This window comes from Streptomyces sp. NPDC050439 (assembly GCF_040655335.1).
Taxonomy (GTDB): domain Bacteria; phylum Actinomycetota; class Actinomycetes; order Streptomycetales; family Streptomycetaceae; genus Streptomyces.
On record NZ_JBFAJT010000014.1, the window covers coordinates 50,809 to 76,094 of the forward strand.

Sequence of the window (25,286 nt, forward strand, 5' to 3'; positions counted from 1 at the left end):
GCCACTGTGACCACGAGCCGAGGCGACATCGTCCGACCCCTGGGCGCGTTCGAGCGGACCATCGACTTCTACATGCGCCGCAACCCCCTCCAGTTCTCTCTGGTCGCAGAGCTCGACCGGCCCGTTTCGGAGGCCGAGCTGGCGACCGCGCTGGCGGAGCTGTGCCGTTGGCACCCGCTGCTCGCGGTGACGGTGGACCGCACCGCGGCCAAGGCCGTGTACCGGCGGACCGACCGCGCGATCCCGGTGACGACGCTGCCCGAGGGCACGCCCTGGCAGGCCTTCGCGGCCGCCGAGCAGACCCGGCCGATCCCCCAGGACGCGGGCCCGCCGGTGCGCGCCGCCCTGCTGCCGCGGGGCCCGCGGTGCGACATCGTGCTCACCTTCGCGCACCAGATCGCCGACGGGGTGGGCGGGTTGCGGGCGCTGCTCGACCTGGTGGCGGTTCTGGACGGCGAGGAGCGGCCGCCCGGCGGTGTCCCGGAGGCGCAGGAAGACCTGCTCGCCCGAATGGCAACGCCGTGGGCCACGCTGACCGAGAGTCCCGCCCCGGATGATCCGCGCATGAACGACACCGGCGGACTCGCCCCATACTCCGGGCAGTTGCCGCACCTGCAGTCCCTGGCCCTCGACGAGGAGCTGACCAGCCGGCTCGTCCAGCGCTGCCGCCTGGAGGGCACGTCGGTGCACGCCGCGCTCTGCGCCGCCGCCGCGGTGGTGTTCCACCGGCGAGGACGTGAGTTCGTACGGGTGCTGACTCCCGTCGATCTGCGCCGCGCCGCCGACCTGCCCGACGAGGTGGTGAACCGCTTCGTCGGGGCCAAGACCTCGAGTGAGGCGCACGAGGCCGGCGACTTCTGGAAGCTGGCGCGGAACGCTCGCGAGTCCCTCACGCGCCAGCGCGCCCCGCACGCCCTCAAGGGCGCCGCCGCGCAGCTCACGGAGCATGCCCCGGCGAACGGGGAGGAGGCCGAGGCGATGATGGCCGCCGCCACCGCGGCCGACATCCAGATCACCAACCTCGGCGTGGCCGAACCACGGCCGCGGAGCACGGGCACGCTCACGGCTCTGTGGGGCCCGGCGCAGATCACGCAGTTGCGCGGGGAGCATGTGCTCGGTGTGGTCACCGTCGGCGGGCGGCTCCGGATGACCGAGCTGACCCACGACCCTGTCGCCGGTCTTGTCGGGGACATCGGCGCCGTACTGGCCGAGGCTTGTCGCCACACCGGCCACACGTAGACCAGGGAGACCAGCCCTGCCGTGCTGGCACCGGACGTCACTTAATGTCAATATGACACTGACGCACCGGCAAGAACACGAGCGGAAGTGACCGGCATGGCGACGGCCAAGCGTGGCAAGAGCGGGATGAGCGACCAGCGGCGCCACCGGCTGCGCCTGGAGATCTCCCGGGAGGCGTCCCGCCTCTTCTGGGAGCAGGGCGTGGACGCCACGAGCGGCGACCAGATCGCCGCGGCGGTGGGCCTGTCCACCCGCACCATCTGGCGCCACTTCCGCAGCAAGGAAAGCTGCGCCGAACCCATCGTCACGCAAGGCGTCGAATGGGAGATGAGCACGCTGCGCGGCTGGCCGCCGGAGGTCTCGCTCGAAGAGCGCTTCCGTACGGAGGCGAGCCGGTTCCGCCGCGAGGCCGATGCCGTAGAACTGGCCGACACCGGCCTCGCGATGCGGATGATCCGGCTCGCCGACACGGAACCCGCCCTGCGTACCGCCTGGTTGATGGCCTGTGACCAGGTCGAGCGCGAGATGGCGGAGATCATCGCGAAGCGGCTCGGGCGCCCGGCCACCGACCTTGAGGTACGCCTGCATGCCGCCGCGGCCTCGGCCGCCCTCCGGGTCCTCAACGAGGACATCGGCGCGGCTCTCCTCGACGGCGCCGACCCCGCACAGTTCGCCGACGCCTCGGAACGCATCGCGTCCGCCGTGCGCCGGGCCACGGGAGGCGCCGTGGGGGACCCGGTCGCCACCGTCTAGTGAGCCACTAAATGCCATCGTGACACTTGATGACATAAACTGGTGGCAGACGACCGGCAGACGACCATGTGCCGTGATGAGGTGATCCGGATGGAAGCGCTCACCAGCTCTGGCGCCAGAGGGATGAGCGAGCGCCGGCGCCACCGGCTGCGCCTGGAGATCTCCCGGGAGGCGTCCCGCCTCTTCTGGGAGCACGGCGTCGCCGCGACCAGCGGCGATCGGATCGCCGCGGCGGTGGGCCTGTCCACCCGCACCATCTGGCGCCACTTCCGCAGCAAGGAAAGCTGCGCCGAACCCATCGTGACGCAAGGCGTCGAATGGGAGATGAGCGCGTTGCGGAGCTGGCCGCGCCACCTCTCCCTCGAGGACCATCTCGCCGCGGAGGTCATCAGGCACGAGGACGCCGCCGACGCCGTGGAGCGCTCCGACACCCTCCTCGCGATCAAGATGATCCGGCTCGCGGACCGTGAACCGCCGATCCGGACGGCCTGGCTCATGGCCTGTGACCAGGTGGAGCGCGAAATGACCGCGATCATCGCGAAACGGCTCGCGCGCCCGCCCGGCGACCTCGCGGTGCGGCTGCACGGAGCGGCAGCCTCCGCCGCCTTCCGGGTCGTCAACGAGGAACTCGGCGCCGCCTCGTTGCGCGGCGCCATCCCCGCGGACTTCGAGGGCGACGTGATCGGCCGCATCGCGCGAGCCGTGCGCGATGCCACGGGCGGGGCGATCGGCGACGCGATCGCCCCGGCACCATCAGCAACCCCCACCCCCTAGCCACGGCTCACGGACTGCTCCCCACGTCCGAGATGCCCTGCGCGACCTCACCGACGGCGTCCAAGATCCCGTGCCCGAAGGCCGTCGGGGCGATCAGTACGCCGAAGACCAGCACGACGGCCATGGTCATCCCCGTGTTGATCCGACTCCGGGCCAGCGGACGTCTGCGCCACAGCAGAAAGATGACGACAGCCAGCAGGACCGCGAGATCGACCGTCAGCACCACTTGGCCGGCCCTCCCCATCAGGCAAGAACGTCCCGGTCATCTTGTGTAGCCGGAACCGCGTGATGGGGGCACTCAGTTGGGCGCGGTTGGCGACATAACGCCCGTGGGGGGCCGAATCGGTGGGCTTGTCAGACACGGAATCGTCAGGCGGGTCAGGCGGGCTTATCAGGGGCGCAGCTCCCGCTGCGCCTCGTACAGATTCCCCGGCCGCACCGCATCCGTCGTCCCGTAGAGCTCCAGTCGCGAGTGCAGCTCTCCGGAGAAGTCCGGTACGTCGATCTGGTCGAACTCACGGACCTCGTTGATGCCGACCGTGGCGCTGTAGGGCGCCAGGCCGTCGATCTTCATCAGGCCCGCGCGGCCGTTGGTGACGCGGATGTTCCAGTGGGTGAAGCGGGCCCCGAAGAGGGGGCCCGCGCTCGCGTCCCCGCCGTGGCGGCCGTTGTTGTCGACCGTGATGTCCGTGCGGACGTTCGCGAAGGGCATGCCACGGTGGCTGTCGAACGTGCCCATCTCCATCTCGCCCCGGGACCAGACGTTGTAGGAGGACAGGCCCTCGACGTTGATGCCGTGGAGCTGGGTGCCCGAGGGGGCCGGGACCGTGCGCCGGGCTATACGGAAGTCCTCGGTCAGGTTGTCGTGCGAGCCCTCGCGGCAGAAGTACGGGTGGTGCGCTCCCCTGCCCTCCACCCGCGTGCGGCGCAGCGTGCAGGCCGACGCGCTCACCAGACCGAAGCCGTTGTCCACGTGACGGACCACGATGTCGTCCGCCCAGCAGTCGTACGCGCACTGGAACGTCACCCCGTTGTAGCCCTTGTCCAGGAGGTGGGGCGACTGCGGGGTCTCCACGGCTTCGAGCGTCAGGCCCTCGATCCCCGCGCCGGTCAGCGCCTTGACGTGCGTCGTCAGGCGGGGGTCCCACTCCTCGCGTACGTCCAGGGGGAGCGGGCGTTCGAGGGTGACCGTGCTCTTCTTTACTGAAGTGATGCGGACCGGCCACTCGTAGGGGACGTACGACGTCAGTTTCGTCTTGTCGTCCCAGGTGTACGCCTCGGCGCCCGGGCCGCCGCCCGCCATGTGTTCCAGGAGGGTGTGGCCTGCGTCGTCCGCCAGACGCAGCAGCACCAAGTCGCCCTTGTGGAGGCGCGATGTGTCCTTGACCCGCAGGGTGCGGTCGCCTCGGCGCGCGGGAGCGACCGTCGTGAGGGTCTCCCACTCGTCCCGCTTGTTGCCCGTCCAGCCCTCGAAAGGCCACGCCTTCGCCCTGATGGCGGTCGTCAGCGACTCCCAACGAGCCTGCGGGCACAACCAGATGAGCCCGCCGGCCCAGGACCAGCTCGACTTGTCGCCGCCGTAGCGGGAGCCGTACGGGCCGATGAGTTCCGTGAGGTTCTTCGTCGCGTGGAGGGTGGTGCGGTCGCTGCCCGCGCCTCGCAGGACCACGTTGTCGTGGGCCAGGCGGATGATGCCGTCGATGCGGTACGTGCCGGGCGGGAGGAGCACCGTGCCGCCGCCCCGCTCCCCCGCTTCGGCCAGCGCGCGGTTGATCGCCGGGGCCGCGTCCTGCGTGCCGTCCGGGACCGCCCCGTAGTCCCGCGCGTTCGCGACCACTTTGGGCCGGGGCAGGCGGCGGGTGCCGGAGCGGGCGCCCGCCCGGGCTATGTAGGGGATCTGGGGGTGCGTGTACGGGGCCGCCCTGAACTCCCGCCAGAGGGCGGGGGTTTCGCCCGACCCTGCGTGCGCGGTCCCGCCGGTCACGGCGGCCGTCGCCACGGCTATCGCCCCTCCGAGTGCACCGCGTCTGCTCAGGAGCTCCCTACCCATGCTGCCGCCACCTTCCATGGATGTGAACGTCGTTCATGTCTGCGATGGGCGGGAGCATGCCACGGGCCCACGTCAGAGGGAAGGTGTCCTACGGCTGGGTCAGGTGAGTGAACGCGTCCAGGTTGCGCGTGGACTCGCCCCGCGAGACCCGCCACGCGTACTCCTTGCGGATCGCCGAGGCGAAGCCCAGCTCGAGGAGGGTGTTGAAGGAGCCGTCCGCGTTCTCCAGGACCGAGCCGAGCAGGCGGTCCAGTTCGTCGGGGGTGACCGCCGAGAGCGGGAGCTTGCCGGTGAGGTAGATGTCGCCGAGGGAGTCGATCGCGTAACTCACGCCGTACAGGCGCAGGTTCCGCTCCAGGAGCCAGCGGTGGACCGCGTCGTGGTTCTCGTCGGGGTGCCGGATCACGAACGCCGTCAGCGACAGCGCGTGCTTGCCGACCCGGAGCGAGAGCGTCGTCGACAGCTTGCGGGTGCCGGGGAGCGTCACGACGAAGGAGCCGCTCTGCGGGCTCTCCCAGTCCAGTCCCGCTTCGTTCAGCGTCTGTTCGATGATCCCGATCGCCGCTGCGTCCGTCTGATCAGCCATGATGCGAGCGTACGCGACGCCGGTGTTCGTGCACCGCCGCCGTGTAGACGTCCGCCGTGGCGGACGCGGCCGTGTCCCAGCCGAAGGATTGCGCGTGCCGTGCGGCCGCGTCGCCCATGCGGTCCACGAGGTGCGGGGTCTCGGCGAATTCGCGGAGCACGCGCGCGTAGTGGGCCGGTTCGTGGCCGTCGACCAGGAAGCCCGTCACTCCGTCGCGTACGGCGACCGGCAGACCGCCCACCGACGCGGCGAGGACCGGGGTGCCCGCCGCCTGGGCCTCTATGGCGACCAGGCCGAACGACTCGCTGTACGAGGGCATCACCAGGACCGAGGCCGCCCTGAACCAGTCCGCGAGCTGCTCCTGGCCCACCGGCGGCTGGAAGCGGACCACGTCCGCGATGCCCAGCCTGGCGGCCAGCTTCTGCAGGCCCTCCGGCTTCGCGAGTCCGCTGCCGCTCGGGCCGCCCACCACGGGGACGACGATGTTCCTGCGCAGGTCGGGGCGCTGGTCGAGGAGGACCGCGACCGCGCGGAGCAGGACGTCCGGCGCCTTGAGGGGCTGGATGCGGCCCGCGAAGAGCGGGACGAGGGCGTCCTGCGGGAGGCCGAGGCGGTACCGGGCCGCCGCGCGGCCGTCGGCCGGGCGGAAGCGGTCGAGGTTCACGCCGGGGTGCACGACGGCGACCTTGCCCACCTCGGCCTCGTAGTGGCGTACGAGCTCGTCGGCCTCTTCGGAGGTGTTGGCGATGAGGCGGTCGGCGGCGCGCACGATCTGCGTCTCGCCGATCACGCGGGCCGCGGGCTCCGGGGTGTCGCCCTCCGCGAGCGCCGCGTTCTTGACCTTCGCCATGGTGTGCATGGCGTGCACGAGCGGCACGCCCCAGCGCTCGGCGGCGAGCCAGCCGACGTGCCCGCTGAGCCAGTAGTGGGAGTGGACCAGGTCGTAGTAACCGGGGCGGTGGCCCGCCCATGCCTGCATCACGCCGTGCGTGAAGGCGCAGAGCTGGGCGGGCAGCTCTTCCTTCGCCAGGCCTTCGTAGGGTCCCGCGTCGACGTGGCGCACGAGGACGCCCGGAGCGAGTTCCACGGCGGGCGGCAGTGCGCCCGTCGTCGAGCGCGTGAAGATCTCCACCTCGATGTTGATGGCCGCGAGGCGCTTGGCCAGCTCCACGATGTAGACGTTCATGCCGCCCGCGTCGCCCGTGCCCGGCTGGTGCAGCGGGGACGTGTGCACGCTGAGCATGGCCACCCGGCGGGGACGACGGTTGCCGACCGGGAGCCGGAGCCTGCTGGGCGCTGCCGGCGAGCGACGGCCGAGCCTGGTCACGTACTGGCTCACGTGGCGGTCCTCCTTGTGCGCGCGCGGGCATGTCTCAAGGGAGGGCGTGCACGGTCCTCCGGAGGGAGAACATCGGAAGGGGCGACTCCATTTCCTCTTTGCCAAATCATTACCGGACACAGCTCAACCCATTGCAGTCCGAGACTCGGCCCATGCCCTCACGGCACGTGCCGCGTACCCCCGGCACCAGGGCGCATACCCTTTCCACCATGGCCTCCCGCACTCCTTCCCGCCCCGTGGGAACGGTGACGCGCGGGACCACCAACCCCAACCGGCTGCGCCGCATGGACCGCTGGATCGCCGCCACGCACGGCGCCGGGCTGCGGCGCTCCGCCGACCCCGTCGCGGTCGACCTCGGCTACGGGGCCGCCCCCTGGACGGCCGTGGAGCTGCTCGTCCGGCTCAGGACCGCCGCCCCGCACGCGCGCGTGGTCGGCGTCGAGATCGATCCGGCCCGGGTCGCGGCCGCGCAGCCGTACGAGCGGGAGGGGCTGTCCTTCCGGCACGGCGGCTTCGAAATCCCGTTGCCCGGCAGGCCCGCGCTGATCCGGGCCGCGAACGTGCTCCGGCAGTACGACGAGGAGCAGGTCGCCGCCGTGTGGGAACGGCTGTGCGGGCGGCTCGCGCCCGGCGGGCTGCTCGTCGAGGGGACCTGCGACGAGATCGGGCGGCGGCACGTCTGGGTCGCGCTCGGGCCCGAGGGACCGCGCACGGTCACCCTCGCGACGCGCCTCGGATCGCTCGACCGGCCCTCCGACCTCGCCGAGCGCCTGCCCAAGGCGCTGATCCACCGGAACGTGCCGGGTGAGCCGGTGCACGCGTTCCTGCGCGACTTCGACCGCGCCTGGGCCGCCGCCGCGCCCTACGCCTCGTACGGCGCCCGGCAGCGGTGGATCAGGACGGTGCGGGATCTGACCGCGGACTGGCCGGTGGCGGACCGTCCGGCGCGTTGGCGGCAGGGCGAAGTGACGGTGCGGTGGGAAGCGTTGGCGCCGCGCCACGGGTGAACGCGCGGGGTGCCTCCGGGTGAATTCGCGCGTCGGCGGCGGGTGAACTCCGCGTGCGGCGCGCCGCGGAGGGAACGATCTACGAGTGCCATTCGTCACATGGGGCGGTGGGGGTCGGAGTTGCCGCCGCGCTCTGTCGCATTGCGCGTCGGCATGGCAGCATCCCCGGTGCACTCGTAAGTTACTGACGGTAAATCAGCTTTGGGGGAGGCGGACGTGACCGGCAAGCGGAGTTCGACAGTGGCTGGCCTGGCGCTGATCTGCGCGGCAGTGGTGCTGAGCGCCCCGGGCACGGCCCACGCGAGTCCGGCGAAGCCAACGCCCGGCAGCACCACGTCCCTTGAAGAGCTGCGCAAGGAGATCGAGAAGCTCTACCACGACGCGGGCGTCGCCACGGACGCGTACAACGCGGCGGAGGAGAAGAGCGAGAAGCAGTCCAAGCAGATCGTGAAGCTCGCCCGCTCCATCACCAAGGGCCAGCAGAAGCTGGACAAGCTCAAGTCCCGAGCGGGCGCCGCCGCCCGCGCCCAGTACCGCAGCGGCGGGGTCGCCTCCGAGACCCGGCTGATGCTGAGCGAGGACCCCCAGGAGTTCCTGGACGGCGCCGGGCGGATGCGGCAGGGCCAGAAGGCCACCAAGGGCATGCTGACGGAGATGGAGCGGACGCAGGAAGACCTGCGGATCTACGCCAAGGACGCCACCGCCCAGTGGAAGAAGCTGGAGTCCAACCGCAAGGCGAAGGCCGCGTCGAAGAAGAAGATCAAGAAGAAGATCGCGGCCGCCGAGGAGATGGAGTCCAAGCTCGAGAAGAAGGAGCTGGAGCGGCTCAAGAAGCTCGAGGAAGAGGCCCAGCTCAAGAAGCAGTCGGCGTGGGTGAGTTCGGGCGTCCTCGACGACATCAAGGGCAAGGCGACCGGGCCGGGCAAGAAGGCCGTCGCGTTCGCCACCGAGCAGATCGGCAAGCCGTACGTCTGGGGCGCCGAGGGCCCCTCGTCGTACGACTGCTCCGGCCTCACGTCCAAGGCCTGGGCCGCCGCGGGCAAGGGAATTCCGCGTACGTCACAGGAGCAGTGGAAGCAGCTCCCGCGCATCGACATCAAGAACATGCGCCCCGGCGACCTGATCATTTATCACGCGGACGCCAGCCATGTCGGGATGTACGTGGGTGACGGCGCGATCGTGCACGCGCCGCGGCCAGGCCGCGATGTCACCGTCGCGGGCGCGGGCTCGATGAAGATTCTCGGGGTCGTGCGCCCCGACAAGTAGGCGTCCGGAGACCGTCCGGCCGCCCCGGCGGCCGGACCCGGCGACCTCTGTGTGCCACGTCATGTGACCCACCGCACCTTGGGCGCGTCTCTCAACCCTCCGGGCGTGATGTTCGTCATCCCTGTCGGAGGCTGTCGTGCCCAATTGCGGTCCTTGATGCGGCATATGACGGTGGCTGTTTGCCGCGCGCCATTCCAATCGGGGCTCGCCTAACGCTATGGTCCCCGTCGGTGGAGCGTTCGACCGTCGATCCACCATGCCCTCGGGGGGAGGGAAGGAAACCGAAGCCATGCCCGTACCCATACCGCGGCAGAGAGCGATCCCGGCCGCGGAAGGCGGTCAGGCTCACGCTCTGCCGACGCCGACGCCCGCACCCGTGCAGGCGCCCGAAGCCGTACCCGCCCCCGTGGGGCATCTGCCGACGTCCCGGGACAGGGACCAGCAGGCGAGCGGCCCCGGCCTCAGCCTCCTGGTCATCGAGGACGACCCGGTGGGCTCCCTGAGCGTCCCGCAGATGCTCGACTCCGCGGGCAAGCCCATCAGGGTCCGCACCGCCCGCAACCTCACCGAGGCCGAGCGGCTGCTCACCGACGACGTGCACTGCATCCTGCTCGACCTGGCCCTCGCGGGCCCCGCGAGCACCCCGGAGGAGGAAGCGGACGAGCTCGCCACGCTCAAGCACGTCCTGCGCCTCGCTCCCCGGCACGCCGTCCTCGCGCTCACCGCGAGCGGCGACACCGAGGGCGGCGCGGAGGCCGTGCGGGTCGGCGCCCAGGACTATCTCTTCCGTGACGAGCTGGACGGGCGGCTCCTGAGCCGCGCCATCCGGTACGCCGTGGAGCGCAAGCGCGCGGACGCCGCCCAGCGCCAGCTGACGGAGTCCCGCCTGCGGGCCCAGGAGAACGCCCGCCTGGAGCGCGGCCTGCTGCCGACGCCGCTCCTGGACGGCTCACCGCTGCGGTTCGCCGCGCGCTACCGTCCGGGGCGTTCGCGCGCCCTTCTGGGCGGCGACTTCTACGACACGGTGCGCACCCCTGACGGCTCCGTGCACGTCATGATCGGCGACGTCTGCGGCCACGGCCCGGACGAGGCCGCGCTCGGTGTCGAGCTGCGCATCGCCTGGCGGACGCTGACCTTCGCGGGGCTGTGCGGCGACGAGCTGCTCGGCACGCTGCAGAAGGTCCTTGAGCACGAGCGCGCCGACGACGAGATCTTCGCGACGCTCTGCACGGTCGACATCGCCCCGGACGGCCGCCGGGCCGGGCTCTGCCTGGCGGGCCACCCGTCACCGCTGATCGCGCGCGACGGCCACCTCGCCGAGCTGCTGCCCTACGACACCAACGGTCCGGCGCTCGGACTCCTGCCGAACGCCCGCTGGCCGCGCCGCCAGGTGGAACTCGGCGGCAAGTGGAGCCTGATGCTCTACACGGACGGGCTGATAGAGGGGCGCGTCGGCAACGGCAACCAGCGCCTGGGCCAGGACGGCATGGTGGAGATGCTGCGCCGCCAGATCGCGGCGGGCCTGCGGGGCGACGAGCTCCTGGAGGCCGCGGTGAACGAGGTGCGTGAGCTCAACGGCGGGGATCTGACCGACGACGTGGCCGTACTGCTGCTCGACCGGGACCGCTGACGGCCCCGGCCTGAAGCCCGGCTGTCGATACCGGCTACCGGGCTACCGGGCTACCGACTACCGGCCGCCGTTGTACGGCCCGTAGGGACCGTCGCTGCTGGAGCCGCCGCGGCGTCCACCGCCGCCGCCTCCACCGGTGATCTGCCGCAGCGCGGGGCGTACGTCGACCATGTAGACGATGGTCGCGATGAGCCCGATGATCGGCAGGAACGACAGGATGTTGAAGATCAGGTTCACGATGAAGGCGAGCGCGAGGATGATCAGCCAGAACGGCTTGGTCTTCTTGTCCGCCGCGCGATAGGCGTCCTCACGCCGGACGGCCGCGTCGACGAGCGCGAAGCCGCTGAAGACGATCAGCGCCAACGACAGCAGCCACATGAAGTTTGCGAACCCCTGCATCAGCACAACGTCCACCACCAGTCTCGGCTCTTGAGTACGCGGACACCGTACCCGCTACCCGGAGAACGGGCCGGGCACTTCGAGAGTGCCCGGCCCGGTGCTCGGTCCTACTTCGCGGGCGGCGTGGTCTTCTTCGCCGCGGGCTTGCGAGCGGCCGGGGCCTTCTTGGCGGCCGGCTTCTTCGCCGGGGCGGCGGCCGTCGGCTCGGCGGAGTCCGACGTCACCGACGCGTCGGTGGCGGCCGGCTTCTCCTGGGCGTCCGGCTCGACGGCGACGGCCAGTTCGGTGATCTCCTCGGCGGCCTCGCCGCGCCAGGTCCGCACGGCCTGCTCGCCGTGCTCGGCGACCTCTTCGTACTTCTCGCGCGCCTTCACTGCGTACTCGGCGGCGACGCCGACCGAGCTGAGGGCGAAGCCCTGCGCGCTCTCGCCCAGCTTCTTCAGGTCGGTGTCGAGCGTGCCGAGCAGCTCGGTGAACCGCGTCTGAAGGGTCTCCTGCGCCTCCTTGGCGCGGGCGACCGCCTTGTCCTGGACGGCCTTGGTGTCGGTGTTGCGCACGGCGTCGATACGCGCCGGGGCCTCGGCGATCAGCTGCTCGATGGCGCCCGGCACCTTCTTCGCCTGCTGGAAGGCGAGGTCGGCGGTGCCGACGACGAAGTAGGCGGGGGTGGTGTCGGTGAGGGTGGTGCGCAGGTCGTCCTTGATGGCCATGGCGATGGTCCTCCCGGATTCGCGTCAGCTCGGTCAGCGAGCTCAGGTCGGTCAGCTTGTGGGGTGGTCCTTGGTGCCGGCATCACTGCCGTCGGCAGCACTGCCGTCGGCCGTGCGGGGGCCGTCAGCGGTGGCGTCCATGTCGTCCGCGTCACCCATGTCGTCCATGTCGTCCATGTCGTCCGCGTACTCGGAGACCTCGAAGCCGTTCTCTTTTCTGAACGACTCGTAGATCTGCAACAGGACCTGCTTCTGCCGCTCGTTGATGGAGGGGTCGGCGAGGATGACGGCGCGCGTCTCCAGCTCGTCCCGCTCCTTCTCGTCGAGGATTCCGGCCCGGACATACAGCGTCTCGGCGGAGATCCGCAGCGCCTTGGCCACCTGTTGCAACACGTCGGCACTGGGCTTGCGCAGGCCGCGCTCGATCTGGCTCAGATACGGATTGGACACCCCGGCGGCCTCGGCGAGCTGCCTGAGCGAGAGCTGCGCGTTGCGCCGCTGCTCGCGCAGATACTCACCGAGATTGCCGACGTTGAGTGATGCCATGCGTCGATACTGCACGCCCCTTGCTAACTATTGCAAGCGCCTGCTTGCAAAAGTGTGCCACGCCACTGATCGCGCCGCCGGGCTCACTGTCGGGCTCACTGGCTGACTTACCCGCCGGGCGCGGCGCCCAGGATGGCGCCACGTGGTGCCATTCGGCGCCACCACCCGCCAGAAACCACCGCCCGGCGCGTGAAGCATCCAGAGATTTTGCGGGTGTTGGCGCCGTCGCGAGTCAGCCCCTGACCTGCACATTTACGGGCCCTTGCCACCCCCTGACGCCATCGGCGCCACGCCTGACACCAATAATGACTCGACGTGGCACCAGTCGTGTGCCACGATGGCACCACTGAAGCGGAGAACACGCCGCACGAAGCAGCGAGGGAGGGGATCGGATCATGGAATCAGCACAGCGTCAGCAATCGGCGGCACCCGGCGCTTTCACCGCCTTCGCCCGCTTCGTGCTCTGTGGCGGCGGGGTGGGGGTCGCCTCCAGCTTCGCCGTCGCGGCCCTCGCCTCCTGGCTCCCCTGGGCGCTGGCCAACGCCCTGATCACCGTGGTGTCCACGCTCCTGGCCACCGAGCTGCACGCCCGCTTCACCTTCGGCGCGGGCGGGCGGGCCACCGGGCGTCAGCACGCACAGTCGGCAGGGTCCGCCGCGGCCGCGTACGCGGTGACCTGCCTGGCGATGCTGGCACTTCAGCTGCTGGTGACGGCGCCCGGCGCGGTGCTCGAACAGGTCGTCTACCTGTCGGCCTCCGCGCTCGCCGGTGTCGCACGGTTCGCCGTGCTGCGGCTCGTCGTCTTCGCCCGCGGCCGATCGCAGGCCGCTGCGGTGACGGTGGCCAAGGCCGCCGCCGGCAACGCACCCTCCGTGCGGCCCGTGCACCCCGTGCACCCTGTGCACGCGGCGACCGTGGCTCCCGCCGCGCTCTGCCCCGCGGCCTGACCGACCCCCGCAGCGCGCGCGTTACCGGCCGCCTTTTCCAGGCGGTCGGTAACGTTCGTCGTGTGTCTGTGTCTCTCTCCGACCTCGTCCGGCTCCGCCAGGCCCGTGACCGGATGGACCGCGATTACGCGGAGCCCCTGGACGTCCCGGCGCTGGCCCGGGCCGCCCTCATGTCGCCGGGGCACTTCTCGCGCAGCTTCCGCACCGCCTACGGCGAGACCCCGTACAGCTATCTCATGACCCGCAGGATCGAGCGGGCCAAGGCGCTGCTGCGGCGCGGGGACCTGTCGGTGACGGAGGTCTGCATGGCCGTCGGGTGTACGTCGCTCGGCTCCTTCAGCTCACGGTTCACCGAACTGGTCGGCGAGAGCCCGAGCGCGTACCGCGCCCGCGACCACTCCCACAGCGCCGCCATCCCCGCCTGCGTCGCCAAGACCCACACCAGACCGGTGAAGAACGGGCCGCCGAAGAACGGGCCGCCGAAAAACGCCCCGGCCGAAAACGCACCGATCAGGAACGGAGAAGCGAAACCCGACGCCGGTACGTAGCGTCGTACGCATGGAAATCAACCTCGCACAGTGCTTCATCGCCGTCGACGACCACGACAAGGCCCTCGCCTTCTACCGCGACGTGCTCGGTCTGGAGGTGCGCAACGACGTCGGCTTCGAGGGGATGCGCTGGGTCACCGTCGCCTCGCCCGCGCAGCCGGACGTGGAGATCGTCCTCGAACCGCCGCTCGCCGACCCGAACGCGTCGGACGCCGACCGCCAGGCCGTGGCCGAGCTGATGGCCAAGGGCATGCTGCGCGGCGTCATCTTCCGCACCACCGACATCGACGCCGTCTTCGAGCGGATCCGCGCCGCGGGCGCCGACGTGCTCCAGGAGCCGATGGACCAGCCGTACGGAGTCCGCGACTGCGCCTTCCGCGACCCGGCGGGCAACATGCTGCGTTTCAACCAGCCGCGCGCGAAGTAGTCACACCACCCACGCCCCGGCCCGCATCAGGACCCTGCCGGTCAGCTCGTGCTCGCCGCACCAGGCACGCACCGTCATCGGCGTCACCCGCAGATACACGAAGGAGCCCTCCTCCTCGCGCGGGTCCCAGCCGAACTTGGCGGCGAACCCGTCCCCGGTCTCCCGCGGGACACCGGGGGCCGGGAAGCACTCCGCCTCGCCCTGGACGAGCACCACATCGACGGTGTCCGGCAGGGCGAGGCGCACCCGGGGCTCCTGCCGCGCGTTGCGGACCGTCACGGAGGTCTCGCCGGTGCACATCCACAACGCGGCGCCGTCCCACCAGAACCACAGGGGCACTTGGTGGGGCCCGTGCTCCGAGTGGGACGTCGACAGCCAGATGTCCCGCTCCCGGTCGAGGCGTTCCAGCGTCTCGCGCCTGCGCTCCGGCCCTTCGCGAGACCCTTCACGACGCCCGTCGCGACGTCCTTCACCACGAACGATCTCCGTGTTCCCCATGAGCGTGGACCCTAGCCGGTGGCCGCGCCCGCCCCGAAGGCCCTGCGGTAGTCCCCCGGTGACACCCCCACCTGCTTGAGGAAGTGGTGGCGGAGGTTGTTCGCCGTGCCCAGACCGCTCAGTTCGGCGATCTTGTCGATCGGGGCGGCGGTCGATTCGAGGAGGCTCTGGGCGCGGGCAAGGCGCTGGTTGAGCAGCCACTGGAGCGGGGTCGTGCCGGTGGCCGCCTGGAGCCTGCGGTAGAGGGTGCGCGGGCTCATTGCCGCGCGGCGCGCCAGGTCGTCGACCGTCAGGGGGCGGTCGAGGCGGGCGCGCGCCCAGTCGAGGACGGGTCCGAGGCCCTCGTCGTCGGTCGCGGGCACGGAGAGGTCGATGAACTGGGCCTGGCCGCCGGGGCGGTGCGCGGGTACGACCATGCGGCGGGCCAGCTGGTTGGCGACGTGCGCGCCCAGGTCGCGGCGGACCAGATGCAGGCACAGGTCGAGGCCCGCGGTGACGCCCGCGCTGGTCAGGACGTCGCCGTCGTCCACGTAGAGGACGGAGTCGTCGACCTCCACCTTCGGGTAGCGCGCGGCGAGTTGGGCGGTGTGCATCCAGTGCGCGGTGGCCCTGCGGCCGTCGAGCAGCCCCGCCTCGGCGAGCGCGAAGGCGCCGGTGCAGAGGGAGACCATGCGGGCCCCCTCGTCGTACGCGCGACGCAGCGCCGCCGTCAGGCCGTCCGGCAGCGGGCGGCCGTCCTCCACGCACGCGTCCGGCACCGAGGTGACGATGACCGTGTCCGCCCCGACGATGTCGTCCAGGCCGTAGGGGGTACGCACCGTCATGCCGAAGGCAGCACCCTCGTCCTCGTGCGCGGTGCCACACAGCCGGAAGTCGTACCACTGCTCGGCCAGGTCCGGCTGCGGCTTGCCGAACACCGTGCAGGGGATGCTCAGTTCGTACAGATCCCAGGACGGGATCGCTATCTCCTCGGTCACGACCAGGGCCACGGAACCAGCGCTCATACGGTGAGACTAGGCCGCACCGGAGCCGCCTCGGGGCGTGGCAGGAATTTGGTGGCCGCCGTCACCCCTGTCACTGTCCGACGCCGCCGCCCGCTGCGAGCGTGGTCCGCATGAACGCAGAGAACGCCGCCACAAACAGCACGAGCACAGAGCGGACGAGCCCAGAACCCAAGCCCCCCGTCACCGTCATCGGCCTCGGCAACATGGGTGCCGCCCTCGCCGCCGCCCTCCTGGACAACGGCCACCCCACCACCGTCTGGAACCGCTCCCCCGCCAAGGCCGACCCCCTCGTCGCACGCGGCGCCCGCCTGGCCGCCACTCCCGAAGAGGCCGTCGCCGCAAGCCCGTTGATCCTCGCCTGCGTGCTCGACGACGACGCCCTGCACGCCGTCCTGGACCCGGTCTCCGCGGCCCTCGCCGGAAAGGCCCTGGTCAACGTCACCTCCGGCTCCCCGGAGCAGGCCGGTGAGGCCGCGAAGTGGGCCGAGTCGCTGGGGCTCGGTCATCTCGACGGGGCGATCATGACCACTCCGCCGGGGGTCGGGAACCCGGAGATGATGTTCCTCTACAGCGGCTCGGCCGAGGTGTTCGAGGCACACCGCGCCACCCTCGCCGCGCTGGGCGACCCGCTGTACCTGGGCCCGGAGCCGGGCCGTGCCTCGCTCTACGACGCCGCTCTGCTCGGCCTGATGTGGTCCACGTTCACCGGCTGGCTGCACGGCACGGCCGTGGTCGGCGCGGACGCGACCCCGGCCACCGACTTCACGCCCGTCGCCATCCGCTGGATGCGGCACGCCGTCGCGGGCTTCCTCGACACCTACGCGGCCCAGGTGGACGCCGGGCGCTATCCGGGCGACGACGCCACCGTCGACGTACAGATCGCGGCGATCGGACACCTCATCCACGCGGCGGCCGACCGCGGTGTCGACAACGCGCTGCCGGAACTTCTGAAGGCCACCATGGAGCGGGCGAGCGCCGCCGGGCACGGCTCCGACAGCTATGCGAGCGTGATCGAGGTTCTGCGGACGGATCGGCGGGACACGATGCAAGTGTGACCATTCGGCAACAACACGCGGGAGATCCGTGGCTCCGGGCGCATGATGAAACGTCATCACCACCTGGTGTCACGGGTCTTGGGGGGACCGGATGAACAAGCCGCTGCGCCACATAGCCGTCTTCTGCGGCGTGCTGACGCTCGCCCTGCTCCTGCGGGCGACCTGGGTGCAGTTCGCCGAGGGCGAGTCGCTCGCGAAGCACGACAAGAACCGCCGCGTGCAGATCGAGGCCTTCTCCCACCCCCGCGGCGACATCATCGTCGGCGGCAAGCCGATCACCGGCTCGAAGGAAGTCAGCGGCACCGACTTCAAGTACCAGCGGGTCTTCAAGGAGGGCCCCATGTACGCGCCGGTCACCGGTTACTTCTCGCAGGCCCAGGGCGCGACCTTCCTGGAGGGCGTCGAGAACGACGTGCTCAGCGGCGACGACGACCGCCTCTTCATCCGCCGCACCCTGGACATGCTGACCGGCGAGAAGCGCAAGGGCGGCGACGTCATCACGACCATCGACCCCAAGGCCCAGAAGGCCGCGTACCAGGGTCTGGTGGACCTCGACGCGCGGGGCGCGGTCGTCGCGCTCGACCCGCGCTCCGGGAAGGTGCTCGCGATGGCCAGCACTCCCTCGTACGACCCTTCCGTCTTCGCGGGGATCTCGCAGAAGGAGGGCAAGGAGTTCACGCGGCTCAGCAAGAACAAGGACAAGCCGCTCTCCAACCGGGCGCTGCGCGAGATCTACCCGCCCGGCTCGACCTTCAAGATCCTCACCGCCGCGGCGGCCCTGGAGCACGGCGTGATCGACGACATCGACGACCGCACCGACGCCAAGGCCCCCTACAAGCTGCCGCTCAGCTCCACGACGATCGGCAACGACGTGCCCGGCGCCCCCTGCGACAAGGCCTCGCTGAAGGTCGGCATGCAGTGGTCGTGCAACAACGTCTTCCTGGACACCGCGCTCAAGGTCGGTGACGACGACATGCGCGAGACGGCGGAGAAGTTCGGCTTCAACAAGCAGCAGTTCGTCCCCGTGCGCTCGTCCGCGAGCAGCTACCCGGACGGCCTCGACAAGCCGCAGACCGCCCTGACCGGCATGGGCCAGGGCAGCCTGACCAGTACGCCGCTGCAGATGGCGATGGTCGCGGCGGGCCTCGCCAACGACGGCAAGGTGATGAAGCCGTACCTGGTGGAGGAGCTGCGCGGCCCCGACCTCTCGACGATCGAGAAGGGCAAGCCGCAGGAGCTGAGCCAGGCCGTCTCCGAGGACACCGCGGGCAAGGTGCAGGAGATGATGGAGCACACCGTCGAGGAGGGCACGGCCAACAAGGCCCAGATCGACGGCGTCACGGTCGGCGGCAAGACCGGCACCGCCCAGCACGGCTCGAACGTCAACGACGAGCGGCCGTACGCCTGGTTCGTCTCCTACGCCAAGAACGAGGACGGCTCGTCCCCGGTCGCGGTCGCCGTCTTCGTCGACCCGAAGGACATGAACATCCCGCGCTCGGAGATCGCGGGCGGCAAGCTCGGGGCGCCGATCGCGAAGGCGGTCATGGAGGCGGTCCTCGACGACTAGCCCGTCACCGGTCGGCCTTCGAGGAGGCGCCCCGCCAGCCGCTCGATGCGGGCGTGCCAGGCGGCGAGCGCCTCGTCCTTGGCCGCCGGGTCGTCGAACGGACCGGTCTGCGTGAGGACGAGCCGGGTGCCGTAGCCCGTGCCCTCGCCGAACTCCCAGCGGACCTCACCCTTGGGATGCACGGCGTACGTGAGGAACTCCGGCGCCCGCAGCGCGGTCACCGGGCCCGCGGACACGCCGTCCGCAAGGAAACCGTCGGGCGCGGTGTCGCCCTCCAACGGCACCTCGCCCGAGCAGAGTTCGGCCCACACCTCGTCGGCGGACCGCACCAGCTGCCGCTCGAACCGGATGCCCTCGCCGGTGACCTGCCCGTGGCCCAGGTCGAACTGCTCCAGATACGCCTCGTGCAGCTCGCCCACGTCCCGGCTCACCTCGGCCTGCCCGCCGTCGAGGAACTGGCCGAGCGCCGAGATGCACAGCTGCCAGCCCGCGGCGAAGCTCGGGGCGCCGAAGCGGTCGCCGAAGGTGTGGACGAGGGTCAGGAGCGAGCCACGGCCGTCGGGGCCGTCCGGGGTGATCTCCCAGCGCAGGTGGTCGTCGCCCCAGCTGAAGGCGAAGAGGCGGGGCTCGTCCGCGTCGGTGACCTCGCCGGTCATGCCGGGGCCCTCGTCGCCGGGGAAGTGGAAGCCCATCGCGCCGCCGGGCCGCAGTTCGAGGGTCACCTCGGAGGGGAACCACTGGGCGAGGTGTTCCGGCCGGGTGATCGCGGCCCAGACCTTGGCGGGCGGGTGCGCGAGGCGGCGCTCCATCCGCAGGACGCTGCGGTCGCCTTCCTCGTCGGGGCCGAGGGTGTCGGAGTGCGGGTTCATGAGGAGTCACCGTCCATGACGTCGAGGTGCCGTTCGAGGGCGTCGAGCCGGCCCGCCCAGAGGTGCCGGTAGTGCGCGAGCCAGGCGTCGAGCTCGGCGAGGGGCTCGGGCCGCAGCTCGTACCAGCGGCGCTGCGCGTCCTGCCGCACCCGCACGAGACCCGCGTCGCGCAGGACGCGCAGATGCTTGGACGTGCCGGGCTGGCTCAGACCGAGCCGCTCGGTGATCTCTCCGACCAGGTGGGGGCGTTCGAGCAGCAGGTCGAGGATCTTGCGGCGGCTCGGCTCGGCGAGGACGTCGAACGGTATGGGCATACTCCGAACATAACCCCATGGCTATATAACCGCAACGGCATGCTTACGTTGGCGTCCGCCGAGTCACTCCTCCCACGGCAGCGGGCGGCTGTGGAGCACGTCGAGCCGGGACACCGCCCTGGTCAGGACCACATAGAGCCGACTGGGCCCGCGCTGTTCCGCCTCCGCGATGGCGGCGGGCTCGACGGCCACGACGTGGTCGTACTCCAGACCCTTCGCGACGGACGCGGGCAGCACCGCCACACGCGCGCCGAGGTCGTCGGGGCCGGCGCTGCCGATGCCGGCCGCGTCGAGGGCCGCGCGCAGCCGGGCGGTGTCGGCATCGGCGGCGATGACACCGATCGAGCCCTCGCGGGCCAGCGCGGCACGCACCGCGTCGACGGTGGCGGCGGCGATGTCGACGGCCCGCACCTCCCGGACCCTCAACTCACCGTCCGTACGCAGCGAATGAGCGGGCGGTACGTCGACGTCGAGCGAGGCGAGGACACGGTTGGCGAGCCCCACGACCGCCTTCGGGACGCGGAAACCCGTGGTCAGCGGGGTGACGGTGGCGTCGGGTTTGCCGAGGTGGGCGAGGAGCTCGGGCCAGCCGCGGGCCGCCCACGGGGTGGTGCCCTGGGCGAGGTCGCCGAGGACGGTGAGCGAGCCGAAGCCGGCGCGGCGGGCGATCACGCGGGCCTCCATCGGGGAGAGGTCCTGGGCCTCGTCGACGACGATGTGGCCGTATCCCTCGGGCCGTTCGAGCAGCCCGGCGATCTCGTCGAGCAGGACGAGATCGGCGGCGGACCACTTCGCCGACTTGTACGAGCGCGGGGGCCTTGCCCAGCGGATCGCCCACTGCTCGTCCGGGGTGAGGATGCCGTCGGCCGCGGCGGCGAGCGCCTCCGGGTCGGCGAACAGGGCGGCGAGCACCTCCTCCGGCTTGACCCTGGGCCAGGCCTCGTCGACGAAGGCGGAGACCGGGCGGGCGCGGGAGATCTTCTGCAGCCAGGCGTTGTTCACGGCGCCCGCGCGGCGCTCGGCCTGGTCCTGGATGTGGCGGACGGCACGGGTGCGTACGCGCTCGCGGCCGACGGCGTAAGGCGGCTCCTCGGCGCGCACGTCCGCGATGATCCGCTCCAGGTCGTCGAGTGCGACCCGCCAGGTGTACGAGCCGTCCGGCACCGCGAGGGAGCGGGTGGGCGGCGCGACGCGGGAGTAGAGCGCGCGGCGCAGGACCTCCGCCATGCGGGCGTCGTGCTTGACGCTCGCCGCGGCCTCACCGTCCTCGGCCCGTACGGGTGCGGTCGCCCTGGCGATCTCGTCCGCGACGGTGGACTGCCGCACGCCGGTCTCGCCGAGGGAGGGGAGCACCTCGGCGATGTAGCGCAGGAAGGTGCGGTTGGGTCCGAGGATGAGCAGCCCTGCGCGCTGCACGCGCTGAGGGTGGGTGTAGAGGAGATAGGCGGCGCGGTGCAGGCCGACGGCGGTCTTTCCGGTGCCGGGGGCGCCCTGGACGCAGACGGACGCGGTGAGTTCACCGCGGACGAGGTCGTCCTGCTCGGGCTGGATGGTGGCGGCGATGTCGCGCATGGGGCCGACGCGGGGGCGCTCGATCTCTCCGGCGAGGATGCGGCTGCTCGGTGGGGGTGGGGTGAGCGGGGTGCCTTCGGGCTTGCCGCCGTCGGGCTTGCTGCCGTCGGGCTTGCAGCCGTCGGGCTTGCAGCCGCCGGCCAGTGGCTCGTCCTCCAGGCCGGTGAGGTCGGCGGAGTCGCCCTTGCTGCCGGGGGCCCAGCCGAAGCGGCGGCGGACGGCGACGCCCTGCGGGTCGCGGGCTCCCGCCTGGTAGAAGGCGCGGGAGACGGGGGCGCGCCAGTCGACGACGAGGGGCGGGGCCGAGGGATGTTCGGTGATGCGGAGGCGGCCGACGTGGTAGCTCTGCCCGCGGTGATCACCGGCTTCGGCGGCTTCGGGCCCGTCGGCGGCGAAGTCGAGGCGGCCGAAGAAGAGGGGGGCTTCGGGGAGTTCGCGCATGGCTTTGGCGTGGCTGCGGAACTGATAGCCGAGGACTTCGGCGTCGGCGCCGGACGCGGAGACGTCGGCTCCGTTGACGACTTGCTCCTCGGCGCCGTCGACCATGCCGGTGAGGGCGGTGCGACAGGTGTCGTGGTAGCGGCGTTCGCGGGCCAGGGCTTCGTCGAGGATTTCGTCGAGGATTTCGTTGATGGGCGCCATGAGGACCAGAATAATGTAACCGAGTAACGTTTGTTGCTGAGTTAAATTCGTTACCAGGAATCAACCATGGGATAGGCTCCCGCCATGACGGACACAGAAGAGGCCACGGGCGGGGGCGGGGGCACGGGGGACAGCGGCGCCCCCGGCCTGCGCGAACGCAAGCGGCAGCGGATGTACCAGGCGGTCTCCGACGCGGCGATCGCGCTCTTCCTGGAGAAGGGCTTCGAGAAGGTGCCGGTCGCGGAGGTGGCGGCGGCCGCCGAGATCTCGAAGCCGACCCTGTTCCGGTACTTCCCGGCCAAGGAGGACCTCGTACTCCACCGGTTCGCGGACCACGTGGACGAGGCGGCGCGCGTGGTGACCGGACGCCCCGCGAAACGCTCCCCCCTGGACGCCCTGCAACGCCACTTCCTCGACGGCCTGGAGCGCCAGGACCCGGTGACCGGCCTCTGCGACAACGTCCACGTACTGGCCTTCCACCGTCTGCTGTACGGGACGCCGTCGCTGGTGGCACGGCTGTACGCGTATCAGGAGCGGTCGGAGAGGGCGCTGGGCGAGGCGCTGGGCGAGGCTGCGTCACATGGCGATGCGCTCGGCGAGGCGGCTTCGGACGCCGAGGCGCTGGCCGCGCGGCTGGCCGCCGGCCAGATCATCGCCGTACAGCGCATCCTCGCCATGGAGAACTGGCGCCGCATCGACGCGGGCGAGAGCGCGAAGGCGGTGTGGCCGGAGGCGGTGGTGGCGGCGAACAGGGCGTTCGGGCAACTGCGGTCGGGGTTGGCGCGGTACGCCTGAGGGGGTCGCCGGAGAGGCGCCACGGGAGCGCCAGGGAATCGCAACAGCCCCGCCCCCGAGCAGAGCCCTCAGCGATCCCCCACCAGCACCGCCACCCCATCCAGCACCCGCCTGATCCCGAACTCGAACTCGAACTCCGGGTCCTCGCCGCCCTCGCCGTCCGCGACGTCGAGGACCCCCGCGGCGAGCATCCGCCGCAGCGCCGGGAACCGTTCGGGGGTGGTCGAGGTCAGGGCGTCGACCGTGCGCGCGTACCGCCGCATCGCCTCGTCGGGGCCCTGGCCCCCCGCCCTCATGGCCGCGTCCAGATCGGCCATGAGCGCGACCTCGTTGCGCACGAACCCGCCCACCAGCATGAGCACGGAGAGCTTCCAGCCCTCGTCGATCCCGCTGTCGTCGAGCGCCGCGAGCCCCTGCTCCATCCATTCCAGGGCGTGGGGTGAGGCGGGAGGCGAGGTGACGGGGACACGCAGGAGCCACAGGTTGCGCCGGAAGACCTCGCGCTGAGCCCGCGCCCACCACTCCAACCGCGCCCGCCACCCCGTGATGTCGGCGGGCATCTCGGGCGGGGCGCCGGTCGCCGCGTCCTGCATGAGGACGTACAGCTCGTCCCTGGCGGAGACGTACCGGTACAGCGACATCGTCGAGACGCCGAGCGCCTTGGCGACGCGCCCCATGGAGACCGCGCCGATCCCCTCCGCCGCGGCGACGGCGATGCCCGCGTCGACGATGCGTTCGAGGCTCAGGCCGGGCTTGGGCCCTTTCGACGGCCGCTCGCGCAGCCCCCAGGCGGTTTCGAGGCTCGCGGAAAGCCCCGTGCCCTGGTCCTGCGCGCCGTCACTGTCCGCCGCCATGAGCCGCCACCTCCCTGTTCCCGGTCCGCTCGCCCTCTCTTGACGCACATCGTAGTTCTGCGTAACCCTTACACGGTAATGCGTAGCCCATACGCAATAACGCGTGACGCGCGCCGGGAGAGGTCAACCGCATGCCACCCACACCAGCCCCCACCCCAGCCCCAGCCCCAGCCCCAGCCCCAGCCATCGAAGCGAACTCCCTCACCAAGACGTACGGAGCCGGAACCGGCGCCCGCCGCCCGATCCCCGTACTCCGAGGCATCGACCTCCACGTGCAACCAGGCACCGTCTTCGCCCTCCTGGGCCCGAACGGCGCCGGCAAGACGACAGCCGTCCGCATCCTCACCACGCTCACCACGCCCGACGCGGGCACGGCGCGGGTGGCGGGCCACGACATCCGTACGGGTCGTCGCGAGGTCCGCCGCGCGATCAGCCTCACCGGCCAGTTCGCGGCGGTCGACGAGACGCAGACCGGCGCGGAGAACCTCCGCATGATGGCGCGGCTCGCGGGCCTGTCCCGCCGCACGGCCCGCGCACGGGCGGCGGAACTGCTGGCCCGCTTCGACCTCACGGAAGCAGCCGACCGCCTGGTCCGCACGTACTCGGGGGGCATGCGCCGCCGGGTGGACCTGGCGGCGGGTCTGGTGGGCGAGCCGGAGGTCATCTTCCTCGACGAGCCGACGACGGGCCTTGATCCGCGCAGCCGCCACGAGATGTGGGAGGTGGTACGCGACCTCACGGCGCAGGGCACGACGGTCTTCCTGACGACCCAGTACTTGGAGGAGGCGGACCAACTGGCGGACCAGGTCGCGGTGTTGCACGAGGGAGAGATCGTGGCGAAAGGCTCACCGTCGTCCCTCAAGACCTTGGTGTCGGGCCACCGCCTGGAGGCGAAACTGACCACCCGGGAGGCGTACCTCCGCCTGACCGACCGGGCCACACACCACGCCCCCGAAACCCTGACGCTGGGCTTCCCGACGGACGGCACGGCAGGGGACGTACGAGCGCTGCTGGACGACCTTGACCCGACCCGCACGGATTTCGCGACCTTCACGCTCCGCACGGCAACGCTGGACGACGTGTTCCTGACCCTGACGGGCCCGTCGTCGCCGTCACACACATCGGGACCGGCCCATGTCTGAAGCCCTGATCATGACCGGCCGGGCGATCCGCATCAGCCGCCGTAACGTGGACGCCCTGGTCACCGCCATGGCGCTTCCGGTGATGATGCTGCTGATCTTCGTCTACTTCTTCGGCGGAGCGATCAAGACGGACACGCGGTCGTACGTCACGTACGTGGTCCCCGGGGTGCTCCTGCTCTGCGCGGGCTTCGGCTCGTCGAACACGGCGATCGCGGTGACGGAGGACCTGAAGGGCGGCATCATCGACCGCTTCCGCTCACTGGACATAGGCGGTACGCATATCCTGGCGGGCCACGTCGCCGCCTCGCTGGCCCGCAACCTCATCGCCACCACCCTGGTCCTGACCCTGGCCTTCACGATCGGCTTCCGCCCGACGGCGACCCTGTCCGGCTGGCTGGCGGCAGCGGCCATCCTCCTGGCCTTCATCCTGGCCCTGTCCTGGCTCTCGGCCGCGGTGGGCCTCCTGGCCAAGTCTCCCGAGGCGGCAGGCGGCTTCACCTTCTTCGTCAGCTTCCTCCCGTACCCGAGCAGCGCCTTCGTCCCCACGTCGACGATGCCGCCGTGGCTCCAATCCTTCGCCGAAAACCAACCGGTAACCCACGTAATCGAATCCCTACGGGGCCTGCTCCTCAACCACCCGGTGGGCTCCACACCATGGGTGGCACTGGCATGGTGCACGGGCATCGCGGCGGTTTCGGCGGGGGCTTCGGGGGTGCTGTTCAGGAGGCGGACGGCGTAGGAGTGCCAAGAACG

The 25,286-nt window shown here is 71.1% G+C and carries 27 protein-coding genes; 14 read left to right on the forward strand and 13 right to left on the reverse strand.

What is annotated here, in order from left to right; all coding sequences use genetic code 11:
- The first annotated feature begins 6 nt into the window (after nt 1-6).
- The 3 genes from AB0I66_RS40660 (at nt 7) to AB0I66_RS40670 (ending at nt 2,766) form a co-directional block, all read left to right on the forward strand.
- Nucleotides 7-1,239 (forward strand): peptide synthetase, encoded by a 1,233-nt coding sequence (locus tag AB0I66_RS40660; RefSeq protein ID WP_363213124.1) that lies wholly within the window; start codon nt 7-9, stop codon nt 1,237-1,239.
- A 96-nt stretch (nt 1,240-1,335) separates the two neighbouring features.
- Nucleotides 1,336-1,992, forward strand: coding sequence for a TetR family transcriptional regulator (locus tag AB0I66_RS40665; RefSeq protein ID WP_363213125.1), 657 nt, complete (start codon nt 1,336-1,338; stop codon nt 1,990-1,992).
- A gap of 42 nt (nt 1,993-2,034) precedes the next feature.
- On the forward strand, nt 2,035-2,766 hold the full coding sequence (locus AB0I66_RS40670; RefSeq protein WP_363213126.1) for a helix-turn-helix domain-containing protein: 732 nt from the start codon (nt 2,035-2,037) through the stop codon (nt 2,764-2,766).
- Nucleotides 2,767-2,773: 7 nt separating this feature from the next.
- Here AB0I66_RS40670 and AB0I66_RS40675 read toward each other — a convergent pair whose 3' ends face one another.
- The 4 genes from AB0I66_RS40675 to mshA form a co-directional block, all read right to left on the reverse strand.
- Nucleotides 2,774-2,992: a hypothetical protein gene (locus AB0I66_RS40675; RefSeq protein ID WP_363213127.1), complete on the reverse strand. Its 219-nt coding sequence runs from the start codon at nt 2,990-2,992 to the stop codon at nt 2,774-2,776.
- Between the two features lie 165 nt (nt 2,993-3,157).
- Entirely contained in the window at nt 3,158-4,816 is a 1,659-nt protein-coding gene (locus tag AB0I66_RS40680; protein ID WP_363213128.1) for a glycoside hydrolase family 55 protein, read from the reverse strand.
- An 88-nt stretch (nt 4,817-4,904) separates the two neighbouring features.
- On the reverse strand, nt 4,905-5,402 hold the full coding sequence (locus AB0I66_RS40685) for a YbjN domain-containing protein (RefSeq protein ID WP_363213129.1): 498 nt from the start codon (nt 5,400-5,402) through the stop codon (nt 4,905-4,907).
- Nucleotides 5,395-6,741, reverse strand: a complete 1,347-nt coding sequence (gene mshA / locus AB0I66_RS40690) for a D-inositol-3-phosphate glycosyltransferase (RefSeq protein ID WP_363213130.1) — start codon at nt 6,739-6,741, stop codon at nt 5,395-5,397. The genes AB0I66_RS40685 and mshA overlap by 8 nt, the downstream gene beginning before the upstream one ends.
- 209 nt (nt 6,742-6,950) lie before the next feature.
- Between mshA and AB0I66_RS40695 the strand changes: the two genes are divergently transcribed.
- The 3 genes from AB0I66_RS40695 (at nt 6,951) to AB0I66_RS40705 (ending at nt 10,644) form a co-directional block, all read left to right on the forward strand.
- The gene (locus tag AB0I66_RS40695) at nt 6,951-7,748 is read left to right on the forward strand and encodes a class I SAM-dependent methyltransferase (RefSeq protein WP_363213131.1); all 798 of its coding nucleotides are present in this window, start codon (nt 6,951-6,953) and stop codon (nt 7,746-7,748) included.
- Between the two features lie 216 nt (nt 7,749-7,964).
- A complete protein-coding gene (locus AB0I66_RS40700; protein ID WP_363213132.1) occupies nt 7,965-9,014 on the forward strand; it encodes an NlpC/P60 family protein in 1,050 nt (349 codons plus the stop codon).
- Between the two features lie 289 nt (nt 9,015-9,303).
- Complete coding sequence (locus AB0I66_RS40705) at nt 9,304-10,644, forward strand: SpoIIE family protein phosphatase (RefSeq protein WP_363213133.1); 1,341 nt, start codon at nt 9,304-9,306, stop codon at nt 10,642-10,644.
- 57 nt (nt 10,645-10,701) lie between these two features.
- On the opposite strand, the gene AB0I66_RS40710 is transcribed toward AB0I66_RS40705, so the two are convergent.
- The 3 genes from AB0I66_RS40710 to AB0I66_RS40720 all read right to left on the reverse strand — a co-directional run bounded on the left by AB0I66_RS40710 (nt 10,702) and on the right by AB0I66_RS40720 (nt 12,299).
- A complete protein-coding gene (locus AB0I66_RS40710; protein ID WP_363213134.1) occupies nt 10,702-11,043 on the reverse strand; it encodes a DUF2516 family protein in 342 nt (113 codons plus the stop codon).
- 107 nt (nt 11,044-11,150) lie between these two features.
- Nucleotides 11,151-11,753, reverse strand: a complete 603-nt coding sequence (locus AB0I66_RS40715; protein WP_363213135.1) for a hypothetical protein — start codon at nt 11,751-11,753, stop codon at nt 11,151-11,153.
- Between the two features lie 51 nt (nt 11,754-11,804).
- A complete protein-coding gene (locus AB0I66_RS40720) occupies nt 11,805-12,299 on the reverse strand; it encodes a helix-turn-helix transcriptional regulator (RefSeq protein WP_363213136.1) in 495 nt (164 codons plus the stop codon).
- Nucleotides 12,300-12,694: 395 nt separating this feature from the next.
- On the opposite strand from AB0I66_RS40720, the gene AB0I66_RS40725 reads away from it, so the two are divergent.
- The 3 genes from AB0I66_RS40725 to AB0I66_RS40735 all read left to right on the forward strand — a co-directional run bounded on the left by AB0I66_RS40725 (nt 12,695) and on the right by AB0I66_RS40735 (nt 14,221).
- A complete protein-coding gene (locus AB0I66_RS40725; RefSeq protein WP_363213137.1) occupies nt 12,695-13,246 on the forward strand; it encodes a hypothetical protein in 552 nt (183 codons plus the stop codon).
- Nucleotides 13,247-13,359: 113 nt separating this feature from the next.
- On the forward strand, nt 13,360-13,794 hold the full coding sequence (locus tag AB0I66_RS40730; RefSeq protein WP_363213218.1) for a helix-turn-helix transcriptional regulator: 435 nt from the start codon (nt 13,360-13,362) through the stop codon (nt 13,792-13,794).
- Nucleotides 13,795-13,804: 10 nt separating this feature from the next.
- Nucleotides 13,805-14,221, forward strand: a complete 417-nt coding sequence (locus tag AB0I66_RS40735; protein WP_363213138.1) for a VOC family protein — start codon at nt 13,805-13,807, stop codon at nt 14,219-14,221.
- Here AB0I66_RS40735 and AB0I66_RS40740 read toward each other — a convergent pair whose 3' ends face one another.
- Together AB0I66_RS40740 and AB0I66_RS40745 are read right to left on the reverse strand one after the other, a co-directional pair.
- The gene (locus AB0I66_RS40740) at nt 14,222-14,719 is read right to left on the reverse strand and encodes a pyridoxamine 5'-phosphate oxidase family protein (RefSeq protein WP_363213139.1); all 498 of its coding nucleotides are present in this window, start codon (nt 14,717-14,719) and stop codon (nt 14,222-14,224) included.
- 11 nt (nt 14,720-14,730) lie between these two features.
- Nucleotides 14,731-15,723, reverse strand: coding sequence for a helix-turn-helix domain-containing protein (locus AB0I66_RS40745; RefSeq protein ID WP_363213140.1), 993 nt, complete (start codon nt 15,721-15,723; stop codon nt 14,731-14,733).
- Nucleotides 15,724-15,833: 110 nt separating this feature from the next.
- Between AB0I66_RS40745 and AB0I66_RS40750 the strand changes: the two genes are divergently transcribed.
- Together AB0I66_RS40750 and AB0I66_RS40755 are read left to right on the forward strand one after the other, a co-directional pair.
- Nucleotides 15,834-16,778 carry an NAD(P)-binding domain-containing protein gene (locus AB0I66_RS40750; RefSeq protein ID WP_363213141.1) on the forward strand — a complete coding sequence of 315 codons (945 nt, stop codon included), beginning with the start codon at nt 15,834-15,836 and terminating at the stop codon, nt 16,776-16,778.
- A 91-nt stretch (nt 16,779-16,869) separates the two neighbouring features.
- On the forward strand, nt 16,870-18,345 hold the full coding sequence (locus tag AB0I66_RS40755) for a penicillin-binding protein 2 (protein ID WP_363213142.1): 1,476 nt from the start codon (nt 16,870-16,872) through the stop codon (nt 18,343-18,345).
- Here the strand turns inward: AB0I66_RS40755 and AB0I66_RS40760 are convergent.
- The 3 genes from AB0I66_RS40760 to AB0I66_RS40770 all read right to left on the reverse strand — a co-directional run bounded on the left by AB0I66_RS40760 (nt 18,342) and on the right by AB0I66_RS40770 (nt 21,742).
- On the reverse strand, nt 18,342-19,214 hold the full coding sequence (locus AB0I66_RS40760; protein ID WP_363213143.1) for an SRPBCC family protein: 873 nt from the start codon (nt 19,212-19,214) through the stop codon (nt 18,342-18,344). The two genes, AB0I66_RS40755 and AB0I66_RS40760, sit on opposite strands and share 4 nt — an antisense overlap.
- On the reverse strand, nt 19,211-19,528 hold the full coding sequence (locus AB0I66_RS40765; protein WP_363213144.1) for a metalloregulator ArsR/SmtB family transcription factor: 318 nt from the start codon (nt 19,526-19,528) through the stop codon (nt 19,211-19,213). Before AB0I66_RS40765 ends, AB0I66_RS40760 begins: the two co-directional genes overlap by 4 nt.
- A 63-nt stretch (nt 19,529-19,591) precedes the next feature.
- On the reverse strand, nt 19,592-21,742 hold the full coding sequence (locus AB0I66_RS40770) for an AAA family ATPase (RefSeq protein ID WP_363213145.1): 2,151 nt from the start codon (nt 21,740-21,742) through the stop codon (nt 19,592-19,594).
- A gap of 84 nt (nt 21,743-21,826) precedes the next feature.
- Between AB0I66_RS40770 and AB0I66_RS40775 the strand changes: the two genes are divergently transcribed.
- Nucleotides 21,827-22,537, forward strand: a complete 711-nt coding sequence (locus AB0I66_RS40775; protein WP_363213146.1) for a TetR/AcrR family transcriptional regulator — start codon at nt 21,827-21,829, stop codon at nt 22,535-22,537.
- Nucleotides 22,538-22,605: 68 nt separating this feature from the next.
- On the opposite strand, the gene AB0I66_RS40780 is transcribed toward AB0I66_RS40775, so the two are convergent.
- On the reverse strand, nt 22,606-23,391 hold the full coding sequence (locus AB0I66_RS40780; RefSeq protein WP_363213147.1) for a TetR/AcrR family transcriptional regulator: 786 nt from the start codon (nt 23,389-23,391) through the stop codon (nt 22,606-22,608).
- A 131-nt stretch (nt 23,392-23,522) separates the two neighbouring features.
- Here AB0I66_RS40780 and AB0I66_RS40785 point away from each other — a divergent pair, with 131 nt between their 5' ends.
- The gene (locus tag AB0I66_RS40785) at nt 23,523-24,533 is read left to right on the forward strand and encodes an ATP-binding cassette domain-containing protein (protein ID WP_363213148.1); all 1,011 of its coding nucleotides are present in this window, start codon (nt 23,523-23,525) and stop codon (nt 24,531-24,533) included.
- Nucleotides 24,526-25,272, forward strand: coding sequence for an ABC transporter permease (locus AB0I66_RS40790; protein ID WP_363213149.1), 747 nt, complete (start codon nt 24,526-24,528; stop codon nt 25,270-25,272). The genes AB0I66_RS40785 and AB0I66_RS40790 overlap by 8 nt, the downstream gene beginning before the upstream one ends.
- Nucleotides 25,273-25,286: the final 14 nt, after the last annotated feature.